21 protein-coding genes and 2 tRNA genes are annotated in these 19,139 nt (G+C 40.0%); all 23 read right to left on the reverse strand.

Features of this window, described 5'->3' with window-relative positions; translation table 11 throughout:
- Position 1 precedes the first annotated feature (1 nt).
- Positions 2–74, reverse strand: a tRNA-Asn gene (locus O3598_RS06905).
- A gap of 5 nt (positions 75–79) precedes the next feature.
- Positions 80–154 (reverse strand) — tRNA-Gly (locus tag O3598_RS06910).
- 266 nt (positions 155–420) lie between these two features.
- Positions 421–1,524, reverse strand: coding sequence for a nicotinate-nucleotide--dimethylbenzimidazole phosphoribosyltransferase (locus O3598_RS06915; RefSeq protein ID WP_164733524.1), 1,104 nt, complete (start codon positions 1,522–1,524; stop codon positions 421–423).
- On the reverse strand, positions 1,521–2,558 hold the full coding sequence (locus O3598_RS06920; protein WP_371452252.1) for a nicotinate-nucleotide--dimethylbenzimidazole phosphoribosyltransferase: 1,038 nt from the start codon (positions 2,556–2,558) through the stop codon (positions 1,521–1,523). Before O3598_RS06920 ends, O3598_RS06915 begins: the two co-directional genes overlap by 4 nt.
- Positions 2,559–2,569: 11 nt before the next feature.
- On the reverse strand, positions 2,570–3,457 hold the full coding sequence (locus O3598_RS06925) for a prephenate dehydrogenase (protein WP_137662116.1): 888 nt from the start codon (positions 3,455–3,457) through the stop codon (positions 2,570–2,572).
- A 62-nt stretch (positions 3,458–3,519) separates the two neighbouring features.
- Positions 3,520–4,866, reverse strand: coding sequence for an MATE family efflux transporter (locus O3598_RS06930; RefSeq protein WP_137662115.1), 1,347 nt, complete (start codon positions 4,864–4,866; stop codon positions 3,520–3,522).
- 36 nt (positions 4,867–4,902) lie between these two features.
- Positions 4,903–5,622 (reverse strand): LemA family protein, encoded by a 720-nt coding sequence (locus O3598_RS06935; protein WP_009661889.1) that lies wholly within the window; start codon positions 5,620–5,622, stop codon positions 4,903–4,905.
- A gap of 1 nt (position 5,623) precedes the next feature.
- Positions 5,624–7,456 (reverse strand): MAG1210 family protein, encoded by a 1,833-nt coding sequence (locus O3598_RS06940; RefSeq protein ID WP_371452255.1) that lies wholly within the window; start codon positions 7,454–7,456, stop codon positions 5,624–5,626.
- A 228-nt stretch (positions 7,457–7,684) separates the two neighbouring features.
- Complete coding sequence (locus tag O3598_RS06945) at positions 7,685–8,557, reverse strand: 2-oxoacid:ferredoxin oxidoreductase subunit beta (protein WP_005382786.1); 873 nt, start codon at positions 8,555–8,557, stop codon at positions 7,685–7,687.
- A gap of 1 nt (position 8,558) precedes the next feature.
- Entirely contained in the window at positions 8,559–10,310 is a 1,752-nt protein-coding gene (locus O3598_RS06950) for a 2-oxoacid:acceptor oxidoreductase subunit alpha (RefSeq protein WP_005377147.1), read from the reverse strand.
- A 141-nt stretch (positions 10,311–10,451) separates the two neighbouring features.
- Positions 10,452–11,237 (reverse strand): tRNA pseudouridine(38-40) synthase TruA, encoded by a 786-nt coding sequence (truA, locus tag O3598_RS06955; RefSeq protein ID WP_371452256.1) that lies wholly within the window; start codon positions 11,235–11,237, stop codon positions 10,452–10,454.
- Positions 11,237–12,037 carry an energy-coupling factor transporter transmembrane component T family protein gene (locus tag O3598_RS06960; RefSeq protein WP_005382780.1) on the reverse strand — a complete coding sequence of 267 codons (801 nt, stop codon included), beginning with the start codon at positions 12,035–12,037 and terminating at the stop codon, positions 11,237–11,239. Before O3598_RS06960 ends, truA begins: the two co-directional genes overlap by 1 nt.
- Entirely contained in the window at positions 12,027–12,887 is an 861-nt protein-coding gene (locus O3598_RS06965) for an energy-coupling factor transporter ATPase (protein ID WP_005376981.1), read from the reverse strand. The genes O3598_RS06960 and O3598_RS06965 overlap by 11 nt, the downstream gene beginning before the upstream one ends.
- The gene (locus tag O3598_RS06970) at positions 12,887–13,750 is read right to left on the reverse strand and encodes an energy-coupling factor transporter ATPase (protein WP_316112460.1); all 864 of its coding nucleotides are present in this window, start codon (positions 13,748–13,750) and stop codon (positions 12,887–12,889) included. Before O3598_RS06970 ends, O3598_RS06965 begins: the two co-directional genes overlap by 1 nt.
- A 174-nt stretch (positions 13,751–13,924) precedes the next feature.
- Positions 13,925–14,260 (reverse strand): 50S ribosomal protein L17, encoded by a 336-nt coding sequence (rplQ, locus tag O3598_RS06975; protein ID WP_005377090.1) that lies wholly within the window; start codon positions 14,258–14,260, stop codon positions 13,925–13,927.
- 12 nt (positions 14,261–14,272) lie between these two features.
- Positions 14,273–15,271, reverse strand: coding sequence for a DNA-directed RNA polymerase subunit alpha (locus tag O3598_RS06980; RefSeq protein WP_005381705.1), 999 nt, complete (start codon positions 15,269–15,271; stop codon positions 14,273–14,275).
- A gap of 73 nt (positions 15,272–15,344) precedes the next feature.
- Positions 15,345–15,734: a 30S ribosomal protein S11 gene (gene rpsK, locus O3598_RS06985; protein ID WP_004695151.1), complete on the reverse strand. Its 390-nt coding sequence runs from the start codon at positions 15,732–15,734 to the stop codon at positions 15,345–15,347.
- A gap of 19 nt (positions 15,735–15,753) precedes the next feature.
- Positions 15,754–16,122 (reverse strand): 30S ribosomal protein S13, encoded by a 369-nt coding sequence (rpsM, locus tag O3598_RS06990; RefSeq protein ID WP_005377185.1) that lies wholly within the window; start codon positions 16,120–16,122, stop codon positions 15,754–15,756.
- A gap of 23 nt (positions 16,123–16,145) precedes the next feature.
- Positions 16,146–16,259, reverse strand: a complete 114-nt coding sequence (gene rpmJ / locus O3598_RS06995; RefSeq protein ID WP_004695148.1) for a 50S ribosomal protein L36 — start codon at positions 16,257–16,259, stop codon at positions 16,146–16,148.
- 26 nt (positions 16,260–16,285) lie between these two features.
- The gene (gene infA / locus O3598_RS07000; RefSeq protein ID WP_005377071.1) at positions 16,286–16,504 is read right to left on the reverse strand and encodes a translation initiation factor IF-1; all 219 of its coding nucleotides are present in this window, start codon (positions 16,502–16,504) and stop codon (positions 16,286–16,288) included.
- A 22-nt stretch (positions 16,505–16,526) separates the two neighbouring features.
- Positions 16,527–17,297: a type I methionyl aminopeptidase gene (gene map, locus O3598_RS07005; RefSeq protein WP_005377194.1), complete on the reverse strand. Its 771-nt coding sequence runs from the start codon at positions 17,295–17,297 to the stop codon at positions 16,527–16,529.
- 3 nt (positions 17,298–17,300) lie between these two features.
- Positions 17,301–17,864 carry an adenylate kinase gene (locus O3598_RS07010; protein ID WP_004695145.1) on the reverse strand — a complete coding sequence of 188 codons (564 nt, stop codon included), beginning with the start codon at positions 17,862–17,864 and terminating at the stop codon, positions 17,301–17,303.
- Between the two features lie 12 nt (positions 17,865–17,876).
- Entirely contained in the window at positions 17,877–19,139 is a 1,263-nt protein-coding gene (gene secY / locus O3598_RS07015) for a preprotein translocase subunit SecY (RefSeq protein WP_005377189.1), read from the reverse strand.

The following is a 19,139-nucleotide window of genomic DNA, read 5'->3' on the forward strand; positions in this document are numbered from 1 at the left end:
GCTCCCCGAGTAGGACTCGAACCTACGACCGATCGGTTAACAGCCGATTGCTCTACCAACTGAGCTATCGAGGAATGTATGGAGCGGGAAACGAGATTCGAACTCGCGACCCCCGCCTTGGCAAGGCGGTGCTCTACCGCTGAGCTATTCCCGCATACAGAACCGATAATTACTATATCATAATTACCTTCTGTTAGTCAAGAACCAAACTAGGTCAGTTCTGACTGCCTTATAATAATATCAATTTACACATATAGTGTCAATGGTTTTTCAATGAATTTCCTATAAAAATAATACGAAATCTATATGATACAAATCTACATGATTTATAACAAACATATTAAAGAGGACTTTCAAATATATACCTTCTTTACTATTTCTTAAGTAAAGGAACTATATATCATGAAGTCCTCTCTATCATTATTTAATATCTTCTTGTCTACCTTTACCGGCACCATCCTCAGCGGCACGAACCTCTGCTTCTACGAATGTTTTCATGTCATTTAACATATGCATAGATGCATCTACGATAGATAGCCCCATTGTAGAGCCTAAGCCTTCATCGATTTGTAAATCATAATGTAATGGAGGTTTTACATCTAAAAAACGACATTGTTCCTTATGAATAGGATCATCGTAAACAGCGGATGAGAAAACATAGTCTTTCACCAATGGTTCCATCGTCACTGCTGCGAGTACAGCAGCACCAGTTAGTGCATTATCGTATACCACAGCCATACGATGGCTAGCAGCACCTAAGATAAAGCCTGTTAAGAAAGCAATATCGAGGCCACCTGCTACATGAAGCAAACGCAATACAGCAGTGCGGCGGTCGCTTTCAGATAAAACAGACCAATCATCTACAGTAATATCAAATGGATCTACAAACGAATGGATGTGTGCAGCACGCTGTGCAATGGTAGGTCCATTATCAGATTCTGTCAATAAAGTCTCGTACGATGCGCCTGTAACGGTAGCGGTCGTAACCAACGCATCAAGGAATGTGCGTTCACCTATATTACCTAAGGCCACCACTTGTAGGCCTGCTTCATGTAATTTATCCGCATAAGCAAAGCCCATTTCAAGCGCCTGTTCCAATTCATCATGACTAATAGAAGGTTCTACGCCAAAGAAGTGGGACCCCTTACGAATAACTCGAGAATCAATATTCGCCAAATGATTTGTATCTTGTTCTAAGCCAATATTAACAACGTAAACCGGTGCTTGTAATTTAAATGCCGCCCCTTGCGTAGCACTCATGCCTTCATTAAATCGTTTTATTGCATTTAAACTAGTATGTCCATGTTCAACATTTTGAGGACCGTCCACAAGATGGTCTGCTCCTACAATAAGAACACCATATTTTAAATGATTTGGTTTAGGATCAGCCAATACGCCTGCAAATCGTTCAGCTATCGTTTCGAGCATAGCCAGACTATAAATAGGTTTGGTTAAATTATCAATGCGATACCGGCATGTTTCCATCGCTTTCGTATCTAATGGTTGAATGTTAAAAGCTCTCATGCCTTACCTCCTGTGACAGACTTATACATATGAACTGCAAGGTCAAGCATCCCCATTTGAACGGAACCACCAGAGGCTTCTCCTAAGCAAAGACCTAAGTCCACATAGGCTTCTAATCCAAGATTTTGCAATGAAGATTTAGCCGCTTTTTCTGCAGATAAATGAGAAGCCATAACGTAGTCCATGGATGCTGGAACCAATGTTTTAGCCACCAGTGCACAAGCAGATGTATTAAAGCCATCAATGATGACCATACCATGATGAGCAGCGGCCCCCAAAATGACACCTACAATACATGTAAATTCAAAGCCCCCTACGGCAGCCAAAATACCAATGGCGTCGTCCTTTGGAATATCCTGATATTTAACCAATACATCATGAACGATGCGTTGTTTCAATTTAAGGCGTTCATCGGAAATATTCGTGCCTCGCCCCGTTGCCTCTTCTGCAGTGAGGCCCGCAAACTTAGCCGTCATAAGTGCACTTGCTGTCGTATTAGAAATTCCCATTTCACCTACAAGAAACACATTGTACCCGTCAGACATCTTTTCTTGAACCAATTTGATGCCCGTTTCAATACCTTCGATTGCTTGTTCCCGCGTCATAGCCGGTTCTTCTACAAAATTCTTTGTGCCCATCCCCAACTTATGAGAACGCAGTCCAGGGACCCAGCTCATATCCGCATCAATGCCCATGTCGATAACTTCCATTGTAGCACCACAATAATTGGCTAAGGAATTGGCACCAGCCCCTTTGGGAATTAAGTAATTTTGCGTCATACCAACAGTGGTTTCCTTTGGATAGGCACTAACCCCCATATCGGCAACGCCATGATCGGCAGAGGCAATGATCATACAAGGTTTTGGAATTGTTACATCCTTTTGATTTGTAGCTGCCCCATATTGAGCCACCATATTGACGAGACGTCCATATTGCTTACTATCTGACGCATCATTCCAATTCTTAATAATATGTTGTTCAATCTCTTTACTACGACTGTGAATCGCGTCGCAGGTTTCTTGTAGTACCCCCATAGCAACTCCTCTTAATTATTCTTAATTTGTCCCGTCAAGTACGGTAATTTATTTCTAACATCTCTACTTCTATGTAAATAGTCTTCTAAGGCTTGGCCTTCGTCTTCTTGTGAAAGTATTTCTTTTACCCTACGAATTTCGTCTTCCATTTTAGACAAGCCTTCTAATACATTATGACGATTCCCATAAATGATTTCACGCCACATGGATGGCAAACCGCCGGCTACACGCGTACAGTCACGGAATCCACCTGCGGATAAGCGCATACGTAATTCGCCGAGCTCATCGCCACCAGATACTTGTGTTAAAATGGCGGCTATCAGATGCGGCATATGACTAACCATCGCTAAATATGCATCATGAGCATATACATCGACAAATTCGATACGGGAACCAACGGCACGCCCCATATCAGCCAATTCTTTAGCCACCTCTTCATTATACACATCAGACGCCTTATCCTCTAATACAATCCACCCCATGCCTTTAAATAGGTTTTTATGAGACACTTCATAACCGCCCTTTTCAGATCCCGCCATAGGATGAACAGATACGAAAAAGGTTCCCTTTGGAATAGATTCATACACGGCGCGTACAAAATTTTCTTTTGCACTGGATACATCTGTTACCACCTGACTTGGTTTAAACAGATGAGCCACCTCTGTAAAAAGTCGAGCATTAGTATCTGGCGGCAAGGAAAACACTACGATATCCGAATGTTCAATGAGTGGCTCTACCTCGGTCCAAGCTTGGGATACTACCCCATCTTGTAATGCTGCATCACATACCTCTTGTCGGCGTGCATACCCTACGACATCATAATCTGTATAGGCTTTCAAAGCCTTTGCCAACGAACCACCCAACAAACCTAACCCAATGATACCTACGGTTTTACTCATATAAACCTACTTTCACAAGTGTCCCTATATCTCCAATATAGAAACGCAAACAAACTATACCACTACACCTCAATAAGACGTTTTTCTTTCCATTTTCCGCTATACCAGCGATAGATAAACAATACACCTCGTAAAATCTCATCAGCAGCCATAGCAATCCATATGCCTACAAGGCCCCAGCCCCAATAAATACCAAATAGGTACGATAATGGCACAGCACATAACCACATGCCAAAGATACCAACTAGCATTGGGGTACGAATATCACCTGCGGCCTGTAAACAACCGACCATAACGATATTTACAGCCCGCCCTAGTTCAAGGAAAATCTCAACCAAGAGCACATTATGGGCTAAGGATAAAATCTCAGGATCCGTTGTAAATACAGATAGAACCGTATCACTCGTTATATAAAAGAACGTTGCCAATCCTACATTGATAGCGATGGCTAAAAACATAGAATGCCACACGCGATTCGTTACTTCATCTTGCCGTTTAGCGCCCATCAAGAATCCTACGATAACTTGTGATGCATTCGATAAGGCTATGGTATACACATAACACAACATGGCGATGACATATACATAAACCTTCGTATTAATCACAGTTAACCCTAGAATATTGACCATCTTCATAATCGTCGTTTGCGATAATTGATAGCTCAATGTTTCACCGCCGGATGGCACACTAATATGGAGCAAGGATTTAACCGTATGCCAAGGAAAGGGTCTTAAATAAGACGTGCTAACCTGCAACTGCAACAGTGTCTTAAACAGATATACGATGATAAGAAGGCCAATTACCTTTGAAAGCCATGTAGAAATAGATACACCGAGTACACCAAGACTCGGTATCGGGCCATGACCGAAAATTAGAATATAATTCGTTCCTACATGGATAATATTCATAACGAGTGCCACATACATGGTAATACGCGTCAACGAATGGCCTCTAAATACGGCAACTAATGCATAGTACATGGCCTGTATTGGTAATCCTGCCGCTACAATAGTCGTATACAACGATGTATCCCCCATCGTTTCTGGTGGTATCCCAAGCCATGTAAAAATCCATTCATGGCAAGTGATGAAAAACACCGCCGCCACAGAGGAGAATACAAAGTTTAGCACTAAACTAACGGTACAAACCTCTGATAACTTTGACTGATTTCGAGCACCCAAATATTGGGCAATCAAAATCGTCGTGGCAGTGCTCATAACAACGATGAGCATGATAAAAATATTTAAAATTTGATTCGCATTAGCTACAGCGGCTACCGCCTGTGGCGAGTAATGACTCATCATCAGTTGGTCGATATTGCCGACGAGCATTTGCAGGAATACTTCGATAAATATAGGCCAGCTTAAGGTCCAAATAGACAAGCTAATGCCTTTTTCATATGTTTTCATAGTATCCCCTTTATATTACGCATCAAACTTTATCAACTAAAAGAAAACACCTTTTGCTTTTTCTTTAGTCTCTTGATCTGCTATGAATGGAATTCTTGTGGTTCTACCTTCTTTAGCAGCTACAATTTTTTTGAATGGGAAATCGAATATTTCTCGATTCCAAGTATTTACCGCATCATTATATAAAGTTCTAGCAGCTGTAATTTCTTTTTGCAAATATGAATTTTGTTGCATTGCATCGCGAATTGTATCTTGGCTTTGCAATTCTGGATAATTTTCTATAGCTACATTTAATGCTCTCGTCGCTTTATTAAGCTGAGCATTTACATCGCTTCTAGATTCTTCACTAAAATTACCACTTCTATACTTTGCAATATCCACAAGAATGTCTTTATCTACTTCGATAGATTTTTCTACAAGTTTAGCCGCATTAGAAAGAATAACAACCCGTTGTTCCATATAGTTATCAATTTCAGATGCTGCATTTTGAATTCGTTGTTCCATCATATTAAATTCGGAACTAATTTGTTTTAATCGCCACCAAGGATAAACAAGTACAACCACACCTATAGCAGATATGAGGTACTTGTCAATCACTATCCCTAAAACGATAGCAATTACACCGATAGCCATTAAAATCGTAGGTATCAGTTTTTCAAAACCACTGGTTTCTACGGGAATCACCTTAGCAATAACATGTACATCTCTGCCTTCTGCCATAATCTCTGGGTTCATTTCATCAAGTTGATTAGCCATTTTACTTACCTCCATTTTGTTCAAAAATCGTATGTAATAAGTCTACTAGAGACTGATTATCTTTATAGAGTTTCCCTACCATAAAATGTCCATAGGCAAAGGAACCATTTTTGTTATTTTCGGATCGTTGGTAATGATTCAATTCTTTAACACGCTTGAAATCATCGTCAACTGTATCTACTTCTGCTACTTCAATAAGTTCATGCTTTGTAACCGGCACATACTCATTCCACTTAACTGGTACATAATAGGTTCTACCATTACCTGCTGTAACAGGAACCTCATCCACATGCTCAATAGTCCTATACGAATAAGCATCTACCTTAATAATTTCCGAATCTGCCTCTTTTTTATAGTGACTCGTTTTTAGCAATGTTTTTACATTACTTCTCTGCGTTGCATCAGGAGGAATAAATAACCCAAGGTTCATCTTATTCGCGAGCATTTCTGTAATGTAATCATTATATTTAAAATCATAAGATTTCTTATAAATATAATCAGTAGAAGCCATTTGTTGATATACAGGAATTGCTAAGACTGGCAAAAATGAAAAATACATATGCTCAAAATAGCTACAGTTAAAATTAATGAATTTCTCTTTAATCTTTTCAAAGGAGAAATCATAGTATTGTGATGGTACGGTATCGAAATTCCAATCCATAGAGTTATCAGTTAAAATTTCATTGATTTTACATTGTTTATTGAAAACAAAGTCATCACCATAGGGAGAATTCTCAAAAATATCTTTGTAATTACTTTGTGCTAATGGAGTGAATAACACGCGGAACTCGACCTCATTATTTCGGTCTAATGCATTAAATTGTGCATCGAACTCTTCATTTGCCAACGCCTGAAAGTTTCCACCAGCTTCTAAGGCATCTTCACTTTTCTTTCTAAGCCCTGCAATGCGTTTTGCCAGTTGAATCTTCGCACCTCCAAAATTAAATAAACCTTTTTCTGGTGGTCTTCTATGGAATATTAAATTCGGTGCTGCATGATTACCATATACCAAGGATATTCTATCCGCATAATATGGACCAGGTCGTTTTAAAGTGGCACGAAGTGTTTCACTTACATCTCTAGTTTTTGTATTGCCATCAGAATCTATATATTCTTCTGTATAGACGACCTCACGAGTACCTTCATATGTATAATCATCAATCCAATGGATAATACGCTTAATAAACACAAAAGGATTTCCTAAAATATCTCCGGAAGTAATATCCAATGTAGAGCGATTTACATCATCTTTTTCTAAAAAGCCATAATCTTTAACGAGCTGTTCATAGCGTTCCATATTAAAATTGGAATCTAAATGAATAAAGGGAATTGCCTTTTTGATGAGTTCTGCGGTCATCTCACTATGAAACAACTCATTCAACGGTTGCATCATTTCGTACCCTTCGTCACGTATTTGACTTAGCGTTGCATCTAAATCATTCAGTTTCTCTTCGAGGCTCTTACGATTAGGTCGAATCCAATATACATACAGCCCTATGCATAAGGCTATAATAGCGATACATATAACGATGGATAGAATATCCATTTGCGGTTGTGAAAACTGATACACACCATAAATAAGTGCGCCTATGCCCACAATGGAATCGATAATTCGTACAATACCAAACCGTTTATATGTACTGTTAGACTGATTTCGATTCTCCGAAACATTCGTATACTTATCTATTAAGTCTTTATTTTTATTAATATCAACCTGTGATTGATTTACCAAATCTTGAAAATAATCTTCTGTAATACCTTGGAATGTATCCTTAAGACTTTCTCTGTAATACTTTAGTGGTTCTAGTAATGCTTCATTATATTCATTCGACACGTTACTCTACCCCTCTATCTTATGGCTGTAATAGTTAAAATACGTCTAGCAGGTACTATACCTATGTTTAATTATAAATAACTTAAATTAAAATTAGTATATCAGTTAAGAAAAACTCCGTAAAGTAATTATCACTAACCGAAAAGTAATAAAATGAAAATCCCCTCTTTACATAGTAGTCAGTAAAGAGGGGACCTATATCAGAACACGATATATGTTAAGTTAAACTTACTTAAATTGATTGCAAAGGCTATCAAATAATGCTTGATCAGGTTTAACAACATCTTCAGTCAATGGACGTGGATGTGTACCACCATTAACAGCGGCCATAGCTTTTTCAAAGGAAGGTTTAGTCGTATCTTGATAGATAAGACCAGTAACCAAACCTTGTGTTTCACCTAATGTTTTAAGTGCAGTCGCACGGTCTGTTGGATCATATCCTTCTGGCAAGCTAGTCAAATGTTCTTTGAACCAGTCATAGCTATTGTGTTTGTTGTATGTAACACATGGGCTAAATACGTTGATGAAGGAGAAGCCTTCATGGTCCATAGCTTGTTGAATCAAATCAACGAGTTCAGCACGGTTAATCATATAACCTTGTGCAACAAATGTAGCACCTGCAGCGATAGCAGTTTCACAAACGGACAATGGTGATTCAAAGGCCCCACGAGGTGTTGTTTTTGTAACAAAACCGATATCGGAACGAGGGGATGCTTGACCTTTAGTCAAACCGTAAACATGGTTATCCATAACGATATATGTCATGTTTACATTACGTTTGAAAGCATGAATAGTATGACCCATACCAATAGCGAACGCATCACCATCACCGGAACAAGCGATAACTTCTAAGTCTTGGTTAGCAAGTTTAACGCCTTGAGCGTATGGAAGCGCACGACCATGAGTTGTATGTGCACCATATGCATAGAAATAACCACCGATACGGCTAGAACAACCGATACCAGAGATAACTGCCAATTTTTCAGGTGGAATATTTTTTGCTACTACTGCATCAGTAATGGCAGCTTGTACCCCATAATGACCACAACCAGGACACCAGTTAGGGCGAATATCATTTCTGTAATCTTTAGCTGTTGTCATATTATAGGACCTCCTTAATTGCATTTTTCACATATGATTTTGTGAATGGATTACCATCATATTTCAAGCAGCTAGAAATTTTGGATTTCTTATGCATGTTGATTTTGAATAGGTTAGTCAATTGACCTGTTGCATTATGTTCTACAATAACAACTTTTTTAGCTGCATCCATGAATGGTTGCAATTGTTTTGCAGGGAATGGTTTAATCAAACGAAGTTGTAAATGGTTAACTTTAACGCCTTCTTGATCGAATTCAGCAACTGCTTCTTCGATAGCACCACGGCTAGAAGCCATACCTACAACGAGTACATCAGCTTCATCGTATTTTGCATTGTTCAAGAATGGTTCATAGTTATCAGCTACAGTTTCCAATTTGCGGAAACGTTTATCAGTTTGCGCTACGTGCATTGTAGGCGCTTCTGCTGGTTTACCTTCTTCATTATGTTCTAGACCTGTAGAAAGGAATAGACCATTTTTCATGCCAGGAATCGTACGAGGAGAAATGCCATCTTCTGTCAATTCAAAGCGTTTGAAGTATTTCGGTTGTTCCAATTCAGGAAGGTCAGCTTCCTTCATCATTTTACCGCGATTAATAGGTACACGGTTCAAGTCAAATGTAGGAACGGATTGTTTATTCAAACCTTGTTGTAAGTCCGGCATAAAGATAACTGGGCATTGATACATTTCTGCCAAGTTGAAAGCTTTTTGAATTTCATAGAAACATTCTTCGATGGATGTTGGAGAAATAACGATACCTGCATAATCGCCATGAGCGTTGTAGCAAGCCGCATCAATATCGGATTGTTCTACCTTTGTAGCCATACCTGTGGATGGGCCGGAACGTTGTACGTCGATAACAACCATAGGAAGTTCTGCCATGGATGCCATAGACAAGGATTCTGCCATCAAGGATAGACCAGGACCAGAAGTACAAGTGAAACCACGAACACCTGCGTATACACCGCCCATAGCTGTCATACAAGCTGCGATTTCATCTTCTGTTTGAACGATAGTAGCACCTAATTTATCCATGTTTTTAATCATGTATTCCATTACTTCAGATGCTGGAGTAATAGGATAGGATGCCATGAAACGGGAACCTGCTGCAATAGCACCAAGAGCACATGCTTCATTACCTAATAAGAACATTTGATCTTTCTTACCAGGAGCTGGTAATGTATCGATTTCTACATCACCTAATTTTTCCATTACAAGGCTATGACCATCATCAAAAGCTGCCAAGTTTTTATCCACGATTTCTTGGGATTTTTTCGCAAATTTTGCAGCGATTGCATCTTTAAACATCTTAGTGTCGAAACCAAGAAGCGCTACGGACATACCAAGTGCTACGATATTACGCATCAACAAGGAACCTTGTTTCATTGCCGTTTCAGAGATTGGCAAGGATAAGCAGTTAACTTTGGAACCTTCAAATTTAGAAAAATCTGGTTTTACTTTACTATCGCAGATGATATAACCACCATCACGCACTTCAACACCATGCATATCAACAGTTTCTTGGTCAAGAGCCAACAAGAAGTCTACGCCTTCACCAATGGACATAACTTGTTCTAATGCAACGCGCAATGCGAAGGTAGTATGACCACCTTTGATACGGGATGCAAACAAACGTTGACTGTATAGAGAATATCCTTCTTTTGCAAGGATTGTAGCCATGATTTCGCCACAGCTCTCGATACCTTCACCTTGTTGCCCACCCATTTTCCAGATAAAATCTTTACGTTTTTGCAAGAGATTCACCCTCCTTAGGATATAATTACAATGCTGACAAGAGTCTACCCTATGTATATTAATTACAGCTAAGTAATAAACCTGTCTTATAGTGCAATTGTAACATGTATAGTAGACGTTTTACAATGTAACATTTCATAATTATTCTTCTTTAATACGTTCTATTACCGCATGTAGTCTATCAGTAGTAAAGAAAATTTCCTCTAATACTAGACCTTGAGCCGGTGCTGTTTTTCCAATTCGCTTACGATCCTTTGCGACCAATAGTTCAGGAACTTGGGCTACTGATTTTCGGCCTAGCCCAATGTCCACTAATAAGCCGGCTATATTTCGAACCATATGATATAAAAATCCATCACCCACAACAGAAATATCGATACGACCCGCTTTCTCTTTAATACCGATGGCATAAATGGTTTTTACAGGATCCACCGGTGTCGTATTAGCCCCTTTCAATGTAGAAAAGTCATGCGTTCCTTCAAGAGCTTTGCCTGCTTGACGCATAGCTTTAACATCTAGAGGTTTCTTTATATGCCAATGATACCGCTGCCCCATAGGGTCTGCAATTTCACGATTATAAATGGAGTAAATATATTCCTTACCAAAAATATTATGACGAGGTTTCCAATCTAATGGTATCTCAACAGCCTCTGTTACAACGATATCCTTTGGCAAATGGGCAATCGTCGCCCGTGGAATATTCTCTACCGGTATGGATCCCGATGTTTGAAATGCACAGACTTGAAAGCGTGCATGTACACCCGCATCGGTACGCGATGCACCATAAATTTGGATTGGTTCAGCACAAATAATAGATAAGGCCTTTTCCAAAGCCCCTTGAACAGTAATCCCCTTATCAGCAGGTTGTTTCTGATAACCCGCTAAATCAGTACCATCATAGGCCACAATTAACCGTATATTCCGCATTATCCTAACCACCATAGGAGTAATAAGATAGCCGTTACAATAAACACGGCTCCCAAGCCTACATAATCAACCCATGTAATGCTGAGTTCTTTCATACGCGTACGATTGACACCGCCGCGATAGCAACGTGCTTCCATAGCGATAGCCAATTCATCAGCACGGCGGAATGCACTAATAAATAACGGCACTAAGAGAGGCACCATATTTTTAGCTCGCTGAATAATCGAACCTGTTACAAAATCAGCACCACGAGCCGATTGGGCTTTCATAATACGATCCGTTTCATCAAGCAAGGTAGGAATAAAACGCAATGCAATGGTCATCATCATAGCTAGTTCATGAGCTGGCACACCGATGCGGCGGAATGGGTTTAGTAAATGTTCAATGCCATCTGTCAGCCGTATAGGTGATGTCGTATAGGTTAGCAAGGAAGAGAATAAGATTAAGAATACTAATCGTGCCGCCATTTGCAAGCCCATAGCCAGTCCATTATCCGTAATATTAATGATGCCATAGGAGATGATGCTATTACCAGGAGTTGTAAAAATATGAATCCCCATTGTGAATACAATGATAATCCATAATGGTTTTATCGCATTCCACATCAAACGTAATGGCAGACGAGATAATAACATAGCTCCAATGGTAAAAGCCGCCACAATACCATACGCCAATGGTGTATTAGCCAAAAATATGGCAACAACGAAAATAGTAGTGCCTATAATTTTTGCCCGTGGGTCCATACGATGTAATAACGAGTTACCAGGGAAGAATTGGCCAATTGTAATATTATTTAACATGTTGACCTCCTTCTAGAATAGCTTGTACAGCATCATCTACGGTTAATACTTCGTTTGATACATCAAGGCCTCGGTTCCGCAATGATTCAATCAATACGGACACAGGTGGCACATCTACGCCAACCTGTTGTAATACATGGCGATGATGATTAAAGATATCTAACGGTTTACCATCCAGTACAATCTGACCCTTATCTAATACAATGAGACGATTCGCCATGCGTGAAATATCTTCCATATTATGAGATACGAGGATGACTGTTACATCCTTTTCCTTATGTAGTTTAATAATTTCATCAAAGATTTCTTCACGTCCAAATGGATCAAGGCCTGCAGAAGGTTCATCGAGTACAAGAAAATCCGGTTCCATCGCCACTACACCAGCTATGGCAACGCGGCGCATTTGACCGCCAGATAAATGAAACGGAGAACGTTCAGCATAGGTATCATAATCCAGACCTACAAAGGCCATAGCTTCACGCACTCGACGATCTACCTCTTCTGCATCAAGGCCTAAGTTTTTTGGCCCAAATGCAATGTCTTCGGCAATCGTTTCCTCGAAAAGTTGATGTTCAGGATATTGGAATACCATGCCTACCTTATGACGCATGTGTTTTGCTTCATCAGTTTTTTCACTTACGTCCACACCATTGACCGTCACTTTACCAGTCGTAGGATGCAATAAACCGTTGAGATGTTGCACAAATGTGGATTTACCCGATCCAGTATGTCCAATAATGCCAAGAAATTCACCATTTTCAATGGTTACGGAGATGCCCTTTAACGCTGTTTTCTCAAAAGGAGTACCCACACCATAGGTATAGGTAATATTATCTAATACAATAGCCATCAGTGTGCCTCCTTCGCATAGTACGTCGTTAATGCATCACCAAGTTCATCATTAGTAATGATATCATTAGGGATATCTACGCCCTTTTGAATGAGTTTCGATGCAACCTCAGCTGCAACAGGTACATCTAAGCCTAAACCTTTTAGCGTATCCACTTGAGTAAAGATTTCACGCGGTGTTCCCTCTTGTAATTTAACGCCATTTTTCATAACCACAACACGGTCTGCGGTTACCGCTTCCTCCATAAAATGGGTAATGATTACAATGGTAATACCTTCTTCTTTATTGAGTCTATGAATTGTTTCAAGAACCTCTAAACGCCCTTTTGGATCCAACATAGCAGTAGGTTCATCTAGTACGATACAATCTGGTTTCATAGCAAGTACACCAGCAATGGCAATCCGTTGCTTTTGACCTCCAGATAATAAATGCGGACCATGTTCCGCATATTCGGTCATGTTTACTGCAGCCAAAGCGTCATCAACACGTTTACGAATTTCAGCACTAGGTACGCCCAGATTCTCTGGACCAAATGCTACATCCTCTTCTACCACAGCTGCTACGATTTGATTATCTGGATTTTGGAATACCATGCCCACATGTTGGCGAATATTCCAGATATGTTCATCATTTAATGTGTCAAAACCACATACGGTAACATTTCCCGCTGTAGGTTGCAATAACACATTAAAATGCTTAGCCAATGTACTTTTACCACTGCCGTTAGTACCTATAATGGCCACAAATTCGCCACGCCGTATGGTAAGACTCACATCATCTAGGGCACGCACGTCATTACCATTTTCATCAACATATAAATGGCTTAAATGATTGACCTCAATCATTGTTTCGTTTGATTTCATGAATAGCCTCGTATCTTTCTAGTCAATTTCGTTTTATCTGAAAGTTAACAATTAATCTTCCATCACTACGATAACTGCTACTATATAACGATATTTGTACTAGTCGATTGTACCATAAAATTGACAATAAAAAAACGGTGTTGCAACCGAAGTTACAACACCGTATGAGTTTGATTAAACTAACTCGATAATAGCGCAAGGTGCAGCGTCACCTTTGCGAAGACCAGTTTTGATTACACGAGTGTAACCACCTTGACGGTCTGCATATTTTGGAGCAATTGTATCAAACAATTTTTTTACTACGCTTTCATCCATGAGGTATGCAAGAACTTGGCGACGTGCATGAAGATCACCACGTTTAGCCAAAGTTACCATTTGATCAGCCAAAGAGCGAAGTTCTTTCGCTTTAGCTTCAGTAGTTTCGATACGCTCATATTGGAAGAAAGATGTTAACATGCTACGGAACAACGCTTTACGAGCGGAGCTATCGCGGCCTAATTTTCTGTACATTCGTCTTCCTCCTTATTCGCCTTTTTGCTTAAGATTAAATCCACCTGGGTGGTTGCTGAGTTTTTCAGCGATTTCGTCGATAGATTTTTTACCTAAGTTGCGAACTTTTCCTAAGTCATCAATGGTTTTGTCTAGCAAATCTGCAATTGTGTTGATACCAGCACGTTTCAAGCAGTTGTACGCACGAACAGAGAGTTCCAATTCATCGATGGAAATCTTAGCTGGGCCATCATCTTCTTGAACATCTTGAGGAGTAGGATCAACTACATCACCTTCAAGATTTTGATCGTCTAATTCAACAACACTTGTAGAGTGCGCTAATTTAGTGAAGTTCCCTAAATAACCAATCATAATGGCAGCAGATTTTGCCACTGCATCAGCAGCGGTAATGGAACCATCAGTCCAAACTTCTAATGTAAGTTTGTCGAAGTCCATTTCATTACCTACGCGAACATCACTCACTTCGTATTTAGCACGAAGAATTGGGGAGAAGATGGAATCGATTGGAATGCAACCGATAACATCTGTATCCTTTTTATTCTTAGTAGAAGGAACATAGCCCTTACCACGTTCGATTACTACGTCCATTACTAAATGAGCTGTTTCATCCATTGTCGCAATCACGAGCTCTGGATTCAATACTTCTACTTCTGGTGGAAATTGTTCAGCCAAATCAGCAGCTGTTAATACACCATCCTTTTGGAAATCAAAGTGAACTTCCAATGGCCATTCTGCATCTTCTTCAAGCTTAATGCACAATTGCTTTAAGTTAAGGATGATATCCGTAACATCTTCGCGGATACCAGGAATAGTAGAGAATTCATGAAGAACCCCATCAATTTTGATAGAGGTGATAGCTGCCCCATCCAAGGATGAAAGCAAAATTCTGCGCAAGCTATTACCGAGAGTGATACCATAGCCACGATCTAATGGTTCGCATACGAATTTACCATAGCGACCGCCTTCGGCGATGTCCACTTTCTCGATTTTAAGTTTCTTTTCTTCGCTCATCAGGAACATCCTCCTATATAACACACGTTCTTAGTTTAATTATAGCACGGCCGTCAAAACGGCCGTCTATATATTATACACGACGGCGTTTTGGAGGGCGACAACCATTGTGAGGAATTGGAGTTACGTCTTTAATGGAAGTAACTTCAAGACCTGCAGCTTGTAAAGCACGGATTGCAGCTTCACGGCCGGATCCAGGACCTTTTACAAATACTTCAACAGTGCGAAGACCATGTTCCATTGCAGCTTTAGCAGCTTGTTCAGCAGCCATTTGAGCAGCGAATGGAGTAGATTTACGGGAACCACGGAAGCCCAAGCCACCAGCGGAAGCCCAAGACAACGCATTACCGTTTGTATCTGTCAAAGTTACGATAGTGTTATTGAATGTAGAACGAATATGAGCCGCACCGGATTCAATATGTTTCTTTTCTTTTCTTTTTGTTCTAACAACTTTTTTAGCCACGCTTTATCCCTCCTTTATCTTATTTCTTTTTACCAGCAATTGCTTTTCTAGGACCTTTGCGAGTACGTGCATTCGTTTTAGTACGTTGACCACGAAGTGGTAAACCCATACGATGACGTTTGCCTCGATAGGAGTTGATTTCAATCAAGCGTTTAATGTTAAGTGCTTCTTCACGACGAAGGTCACCTTCTACTTTATAATCAGCATCTAACACTTCACGAATTTTCGCTACTTCATCTTCAGAAAGATCGCGAACACGTGTGTCAGGATTGATACCAGTTTTAGCAAGAATTTCGTCTGCTAAAGTAGGACCAATACCATAAATATAAGTTAAACCAATTTCCACTCGTTTATCACGAGGTAAATCTACACCGGCGATACGTGCCATTTAAATCTCCACCTCCTATCAGATTATCCTTGTTTTTGTTTATGTTTTGGATTTTCGCAAATAACCATTACGCGGCCTTTGCGTTTAATGATTTTACATTTTTCGCATATCTTTTTAACTGATGGTTGAACCTTCATTAGTACCTCCTTTGTGGACCCTATGCTTATTTAAAGCGATAGGTGATGCGACCACGATTTAAGTCATATGGTGTCAGTTCCATAGTAACTTTATCACCAGGAAGAATACGGATAAAATTCATACGCATTTTACCTGACACGTGAGCTAATACCACATGACCATTTTCCAATTCTACTTGGAACATAGCATTAGGTAATGCTTCTACTACCGTACCTTCCACCTCAATAACGTCTTCTTTTGACATATTTTTTCCTCCGGTTACCTGTTTATTTAATTAACCGCGGTTCATCGCGCATGGTTAATATTTCAGGGCCGTTTTCTGTAACAACCACTGTATGTTCGAAATGAGCAGCTGGTTTACCATCAATGGTAACTGCCGTCCAGTCATCACCCAACACACGAACTTTATAAGAACCTAATGTAATCATTGGTTCAATACACAATACCATACCTGGTTTCATCACAGGACCGTGGTCCGGATTACCATAGTTTGGAATTTGTGGATCTTCATGCATTTCACGGCCTAAACCATGACCAACGAAGTCGCGAACGACACCGTAACCATGTTTCTCACAATACGTTTGAACAGCGTGACCGATAGCACCGATATGGTTGCCAACTTTCACTTGTTCGATTCCCTTGAACAGACTTTCCTCTGTTACTTTTAACAATTTCATCACGTCTGGTTTGACATGACCAATTGGAATTGTCACAGCCGAATCGCCGTGATATCCATCAATAGATGCTACAAGATCAATACTGAGGACATCACCGTTTTTAAGCTTACGCTTAGCGCTCGGAATACCATGAACAACTTCTTCATTGATAGAAGCACAGATTGTAGCAGGGAACCCATAGTACCCTTTACAACTTGGTATACCACCGTGGCTGCGAATATATTCTTCGGCAATTGTATCTAACTCAAGCGTCGTGATGCCAGGTTTAGCCTTTTCTACTAACAAGGACAACGTGTCTGCTGTAAGCTTGCTTGCCTTGCGGATACATTCAATTTCATGGGCAGATTTCAAAATAATCATGGATTATTTCTCCAACGCCTTAATGATGTCAGCAAATACTGCGTCTACATCTTGTAAACCATTGATTTCTTGATACAAACCGCTATTGCGATAGTAGTCGATTAATGGTTTAGTAGATTCTTCGTACACAGCTAGACGTTTCTGTACTGTTTCAGGGTTATCATCAGCACGATTTTCAAGAACCGCTCGTTCGCTAATGCGTTTAACAAGTTCTTCAGAAGGAACATTTAAGTTAAGCACAGCGTCCAAAGAAATTCCTAATTCTTTTAAGATTGCATCCAAGGATACAGCTTGTGCTGTAGTTCTTGGGAATCCATCAAGAATAAATCCAGATTTGCAGTCATCTTTAACCAAGCGATCACGTACGATACCAACAGTTACACTGTCTGGTACCAATTGACCAGCATCGATATATTTCTTAGCCTCAACTCCAAGAGGTGTTTCGTTCTTAATCGCAGCGCGGAACATATCACCTGTTGAAATTTGGGGAATACCGTATTTTTCAATAAGTCGAGCTGCCTGTGTGCCTTTACCAGCACCAGGAGGTCCCATTAATAAAATATACATTCTGTTTCCCTCCTATTTTACAAAGCCCTTATAGTGGCGTGTTACCATAAGTGACTCAATTTGTTGCATTGTATCAAGTGCTACACCTACAACGATCAAGAGAGCTGTACCACCAAAGTATACGCCTTGCACGCCTGTAATCGTACCGAGGAAATTCGGTATGATAGCGACGATAGCTAAGAATACAGCACCAGCCAATGTAATCTTGGTCATCACGTTATCCACATAATCAGCAGTAGGTTTACCCGCACGGATACCAGGGATAAAACCACCGTATTTTTTCATATTATCTGCCATATCTGTAATGTTGATAGAGATTGCAGTATAGAAGTATGTAAAGATAAAAATCAATATTGCATACAATGCCGTTTGTAACGGCGTTCCCCATGTGAATAAATCCGCAATTTTATGAACGAAATCGTTTTCAATAAATTGCGCAATCGTTACAGGGAACATCAACACAGATGACGCAAAGATAATTGGAATTACACCTGCCTGATTGACTTTCAACGGCAAGAATGTAGAGTGACCACCGTACATTTTACGACCAACTACGCGTTTAGCATATTGAATCGGAATACGACGTTGGCCTTGCGTAACTGCTACTACAACAGCAATCATTGCAATTGCAATTACAGCAAATAAGAATGCTTGGAACATGTTAATTGTTCCAGTTTGTATATATTGGTAAATGGTTTGAAGACCATCTGGTAAACGAGCTACGATACCAGCAAAGATAATCAAGGAAATACCATTACCAATGCCATATGCTGTGATTTGTTCGCCAATCCACATCAATAAGCATGTGCCTGCTGTTAGGATAATAGCTACAACAAATACACTAAGGATATCATTATTTACGAGAGCGGAATTTGCACGTAGTGCAAACGCCATGCCAAAGGCTTGGACAAAACCTAAAACAACCGTACCATAACGAGTTACCTTCGCAATTTTTTTACGGCCCTCTTCACCATCTTTACTCCACGCTTCAAACTGTGGAACTACAGCTTGAAGTAGTTGCATGATGATGGAAGCATTAATGTAAGGTGTAATACTCATTGCAAAGATAGAGAACTTACTTAGCGCACCACCAGCAAACAAGTCTAATAGACCGAATAGGTTACCGGATGTAAACAAAGATTCAATTACAGATGCATCTACACCAGGTACGGGGATGTGAATGCCGGCTCTAAACACGGCAAACATCATCAATGTGTACAAAATCTTATTACGCAACTCGGTAATCTTAAAGATGTTTGAGAGGCTATCTAGCAA

The sequence above is a fragment of the Veillonella atypica genome (assembly GCF_041431435.1).
Classification (GTDB): domain Bacteria; phylum Bacillota; class Negativicutes; order Veillonellales; family Veillonellaceae; genus Veillonella; species Veillonella atypica.

Bases quoted from the DNA above. Each gene is read 5' to 3' on its own strand.
- O3598_RS06960 (WP_005382780.1), bottom strand. From the start codon at position 12,037: ATGTTAAATAATATTACAATTGGCCAATTCTTCCCTGGTAACTCGTTA.
- O3598_RS06945 (WP_005382786.1), bottom strand. From the start codon at position 8,557: ATGACAACAGCTAAAGATTACAGAAATGATATTCGCCCTAACTGGTGT.
- rplQ (WP_005377090.1), bottom strand. From the start codon at position 14,260: ATGTACAGAAAATTAGGCCGCGATAGCTCCGCTCGTAAAGCGTTGTTC.
- infA (WP_005377071.1), bottom strand. From the start codon at position 16,504: ATGTCAAAAGAAGACGTTATTGAGGTGGAAGGTACGGTAGTAGAAGCA.
- O3598_RS06930 (WP_137662115.1), bottom strand. From the start codon at position 4,866: ATGAAAACATATGAAAAAGGCATTAGCTTGTCTATTTGGACCTTAAGC.
- O3598_RS06965 (WP_005376981.1), bottom strand. From the start codon at position 12,887: ATGGCTATTGTATTAGATAATATTACCTATACCTATGGTGTGGGTACT.
- rpsM (WP_005377185.1), bottom strand. From the start codon at position 16,122: ATGGCACGTATCGCCGGTGTAGATTTACCTCGTGATAAACGAGTGGAA.
- O3598_RS06935 (WP_009661889.1), bottom strand. From the start codon at position 5,622: ATGGCTAATCAACTTGATGAAATGAACCCAGAGATTATGGCAGAAGGC.
- map (WP_005377194.1), bottom strand. From the start codon at position 17,297: ATGATTATTTTGAAATCTGCCCATGAAATTGAATGTATCCGCAAGGCA.
- truA (WP_371452256.1), bottom strand. From the start codon at position 11,237: ATGCGGAATATACGGTTAATTGTGGCCTATGATGGTACTGATTTAGCG.
- O3598_RS06980 (WP_005381705.1), bottom strand. From the start codon at position 15,271: ATGAGCGAAGAAAAGAAACTTAAAATCGAGAAAGTGGACATCGCCGAA.
- O3598_RS06970 (WP_316112460.1), bottom strand. From the start codon at position 13,750: ATGAAATCAAACGAAACAATGATTGAGGTCAATCATTTAAGCCATTTA.
- O3598_RS07010 (WP_004695145.1), bottom strand. From the start codon at position 17,864: ATGTATATTTTATTAATGGGACCTCCTGGTGCTGGTAAAGGCACACAG.
- rpmJ (WP_004695148.1), bottom strand. From the start codon at position 16,259: ATGAAGGTTCAACCATCAGTTAAAAAGATATGCGAAAAATGTAAAATC.
- O3598_RS06925 (WP_137662116.1), bottom strand. From the start codon at position 3,457: ATGAGTAAAACCGTAGGTATCATTGGGTTAGGTTTGTTGGGTGGTTCG.
- O3598_RS06915 (WP_164733524.1), bottom strand. From the start codon at position 1,524: ATGAGAGCTTTTAACATTCAACCATTAGATACGAAAGCGATGGAAACA.
- O3598_RS06920 (WP_371452252.1), bottom strand. From the start codon at position 2,558: ATGGGGGTACTACAAGAAACCTGCGACGCGATTCACAGTCGTAGTAAA.